Source organism: Streptomyces sp. NPDC048111 (assembly GCF_043202815.1).
Taxonomy (GTDB): Bacteria; Actinomycetota; Actinomycetes; order Streptomycetales; family Streptomycetaceae; genus Streptomyces.
In genome coordinates, this window is record NZ_JBIDBD010000067.1 from 1 (window position 1) to 3,932 (window position 3,932).

2 protein-coding genes are annotated in these 3,932 nt (G+C 76.7%); both read right to left on the reverse strand.

What is annotated here, in order from left to right:
- Window positions 1–73: 73 nt before the first annotated feature.
- Window positions 74–295 carry a hypothetical protein gene (locus tag ACGF3I_RS35165; protein WP_393139395.1) on the reverse strand — a complete coding sequence of 74 codons (222 nt, stop codon included), beginning with the start codon at window positions 293–295 and terminating at the stop codon, window positions 74–76.
- A gap of 147 nt (window positions 296–442) precedes the next feature.
- Entirely contained in the window at window positions 443–3,544 is a 3,102-nt protein-coding gene (locus ACGF3I_RS35170; RefSeq protein WP_393139397.1) for a sacsin N-terminal ATP-binding-like domain-containing protein, read from the reverse strand.
- Window positions 3,545–3,932: the final 388 nt, after the last annotated feature.

Genomic DNA, 3,932 nt, shown 5'->3' on the forward strand with positions numbered 1-3,932 from the left:
GGGCTCCGCCCCTCGAACCCCGGCGGGGGCTGCGCCCCCTGCACCCCCCATCGCGCCTGAACGGCGCTCGTCCTCAATCGCCGGACGGGCTGAGGATGCGCATGCGGGCCAGCACCGTGCCGCCAAGGGGCGCGAGGAACTGCGCAAGACGAGCTGGGATGCACGTGCCGCCCAGCACCGATCCCGCCAGGGGCGCGGGGAACTGCGCAAGGCAGGCCGGTACGCGCATGCTGCCCAGCACCAGCCCCGCCAGGGGCGCGGGGAACTGCGCGAGAAGCGACCACGGCCCGCACACGAAGGCAGGGTTGAGGGGCGCGGGGAACTGCGCAAACGCCGGGCACGCCCAGCACCGCCAGGGGCCCGGGGAACCGCGTGGGCGGGCGGCGCTGGTCGCGGGTAGGTGGGCGGGCGGGGCCCGAGCGGGAGGCGGGGGACCCGGGGGTTAGTCGAACCAGCGGGCCGTGGCCAGTTCGGGGGTTCGGGACGGGTCCTCCAGAAGGGCCGCCACCTCGAACCGCCGAGTCCACTGCCCCGCCGCCCAGGCAAGCCCCGCCGCCACCCCCTCCAGGGTCGCCGCGTGGACCACGCCGTCCCCCGTGCGGCGCCAGTCGAGTTCCGCCCCGCCCGCCCGCAGCTCCTCGTGCTCGACGTAGGTCGCGGGGGCGCCGGGCCCGAGCAGGGCCCGTACCGGGTCCGGCACCTCGTGCTCCACGCCCTGGGACGTCACGTCCGCCGACGCCGCCTCGCCGAGCCGCCCCACCTGGAGGAGCTCGGCGAGTTCGGCCGCCCGCGCCGGGGCGACCGGCAGCAGGGGCAGGCCGGCGGACAGCGGCAGGAGGTCGGGGGCGTCCGCCACGACCGCGTCCGCGGCGTCCACCACCCGCACCTGCCCGTCCACCACCGCACGCAGCTCGTCGGGAAGGGTGACCTGCTCGGGGTCGAGGTCCGCCAACGCCGTGTAGAGGGCGTGGAGTTGTGGAGCGGTGACCGTGCGGTCCCCGTCGGCGAGGCGGCCCAGGAGTTCCGCGGCGCCGCCGGGCTCGTCGAGCAGGGCCGGCACCGAGGTGCGGACGCCGAGCGCCCGCAGGACCTGCACGTCGTCGAAGCCCGTCGCGTCCGCGGACTCGTACAGACCGGCGAGCAGCGGATCGGACCCGGCCGCCCGCAGCCCCGCGGGGCGCCGGCCGTCGAGTACGGGGTGGTCGCGCAGCCACCAGGCGGTGTACGGGCGCACCGACTCGGTCGTGCCGTCGGGCAGCAGGACGCGGACCGGCTGGACCAGTGCGTCCCGCAGCGGCGGCCGGGCGAGCATCGCGAGGGCCTGCGGCCAGGCGTCGTCGTCGACGAGGTCGAGGTCGCGCACGGCGACGATCTCGGTGGCGACGGGCGGCACCGGCGTGTCGGGCAGCCGGTCCAGGACGTCCTCGCACCACACGTCGACCGCGTCGAGCAGGCCCGCGTCGTCCGGCTCGGCGAAGTCGCCCTCGCGGGGCTCCAGTTCGTCGGGGTCGAGCACGACATCGGTGGCGCGTACGAGGGCGAACGTGGCGAGCACCCCGCACGCGGTGAGCGGCTGCTCTCCCCAGCGTTCGGCCAACTCCCGGTCGACCTCAGCGAGTTCACCCTCACGAATGACGGCGGCGAACGGCGATCCGGGCAGGACGAGTTCGGCCGCCGGGGCGAGTTCACCGTCCTCGTCCGGCAGGGCGAGCGCGCCGAGCCAGGGCTCGTCACCGGGTTCGAGGGCGGCCTCGCACACCAACGTCAGGACCGTGTCGGCGAGTTCGTCGGCGTCGAGTCCGCCGTCCTCGTCCCAGATCTCCCCGCTGTCGAGGGACGCGGCGACCGCGGCCCGCACCTGAGGGGTCGTCAGCACTGCGCGCGGCGTCGCGGGCAACGCGCCGAGCTTTTCGAGCAGCGGGTGGGCCGCGTCCGGGTGGGCGACCTTGAGGCCGAGCCGCCCCAGGTCGGTGGGGGTGTCGGCGAGGGGCAGCAGGATCTGGCGGGGCCCGATGGCGGTGCGCCCGCCCACGAGCGGCACCGGAAGTCCGGAGAGCCGGTCGGGGTCGACCCCGGCGAGCGTGTCGTACAGCCGGTGCCACCACTCTGGGGCCCGCTCCGCGCCGGCGATCCGCTCGATGGCGTCGCCGAGCGACAGCCGTCCGACCTCCAACGTCCGCAGTTCCGGGCGGCGTTCGAGGCCCGCGGGCAGCAGCGTGGGCAGGACTTCGGCGAGCACGCCCACCGTGTCGGCGCCCGCGCCCTCGACCACCTCCGCCTCGAAGGGCCGCAGCGCGCGGACTTCCTCGGTGGGCGCGGCGGGAGCCAGGAACGCGACGCGCGAGAGGCGGGGCAGGATCGCCGCGCGCAGGGCTCCGTCCAGCTCGCCCCGGCCGAGCGCGCCCGGCACCAGGTCGACGGTGCCGGTCGCCACCGGCTGCCAGGCGCCCAGGAGTTCGGCGTAGGCGTCGGCGGCGCGCTCCACCAGGAAGTCGGTGAGCGGGCCGGGGGCGGGGTGGCGGCGGGCGGTGTCGAGCGGGAACGAGGCGATGAGCAGCGCGGGCAGGCCGAGCGGCTCGTCGGTGGGGGTGGGCGCGTGCACCACGGCGGCGGTGCGCGGACGCTCGGGCGCGCCGTCCTCGTCCACCGGAACGGCCCAGGTCACCGTCCAGTGCGGACGCAGCCGCTCCTCGACGGGCCGGTCGGCGAGCAGCTCCTTGCCGAGCGGGCCGTGGTGACTGACGGTCCGCCAGCGGTGCACGCCCTGGTCGCGGCTGTCGTCGATGTGCACGTACGCGTCGTGCACGGAGCGCCTCAACACCCGTGTGGCGTCCGGGGTTTCGACGACGATCTCGGTCAGACCGGGCAGCGTGAGCAGCAGGGCGTCGTCGATGCCGTCGAGCAGTCGGCGGACCAGGTCCTCGGCGGCGGCGTCCCGCAGGGGCAGCACCACGACGGTGTCGTACCCCTCGGGGGCTGCGCCCTCGGCGGCCAGCGGCAGGCGGAGCAGCGGTACGTGTCCGTCGCGGCGGCGCAGTTCGTCGCCGAGGCCGGGGCTGGCGAGGGCGGTCTGGGCGGCCAGTTCGCGGGCCTCGGCGAGCGACCAGCGGACGCCGCCGGTACGTCCCACCACAGCGGGCTCGTCGCTGACCGCCAGCACCGCGGCGAACCCGACGCCGAACCGGCCGACGGCGGTGCCGGCCTCTGTGTCGGCACGCTTGGCGCTGGCGCGCAGGGTGGACAGCGACTCGACGCCGACGGCGTCCAGGGGGGCGCCCGTGTTGGCCGCGGCCAGCACGGCGGGGTTGCCCTGGCCGGCGGGGTGCAGGGTCAGGCGCAGGCGGCCCGTGGTGTGCGCCCTCGCGGCGGCGTCGGCGGCGTTCTGGGCGAGTTCTACGACCAGGCGGTCGCGGTAGCCGCCGAGCGCGAGGTCCTCCTCGGCGTTGGCGTCCTCACGGAACCTGGCCGGGGCCGCGCCCCAGGCGTTCAGTACGCCTCGGCGTAGCCGCGCCGTTCCGAAGGGGTCGGCCCCTTCGGCCGCCATCGCCTTGACGATCACGCCGTACTCCGCTCTGTCCGGCCCGCGCGACGCGGGACTGCGGGGCCGAAGGTACCGTGCCCCTGGCCGCTCGGGGGTGCCCGGGGTCCGCGCGGGCCCCCGCGCCCCCAGCCCCCCGACCTGCTGCTCGCCCGCCGCGCCCCCGCCGGCACCGGCGCCGCCCGCATCCCGGCCCGCCTCGCGCAGTTCCTCGCGCCCCTTCAACCCCGCCGTCGTGCGCGGACCGTGGTCGCTTCTCGCGCAGTTCCCCGCGCCCCTTAACTGCCCGGTGCTGGCCCGCACCGGGCATTTCAGCCCGTCCGGCGTTTGAGGACGAGCGCCGTTCAGGCGCGATGGGGGGTTCGGGGGCGCAGCCCCTGAGCAGGGGTGCAGG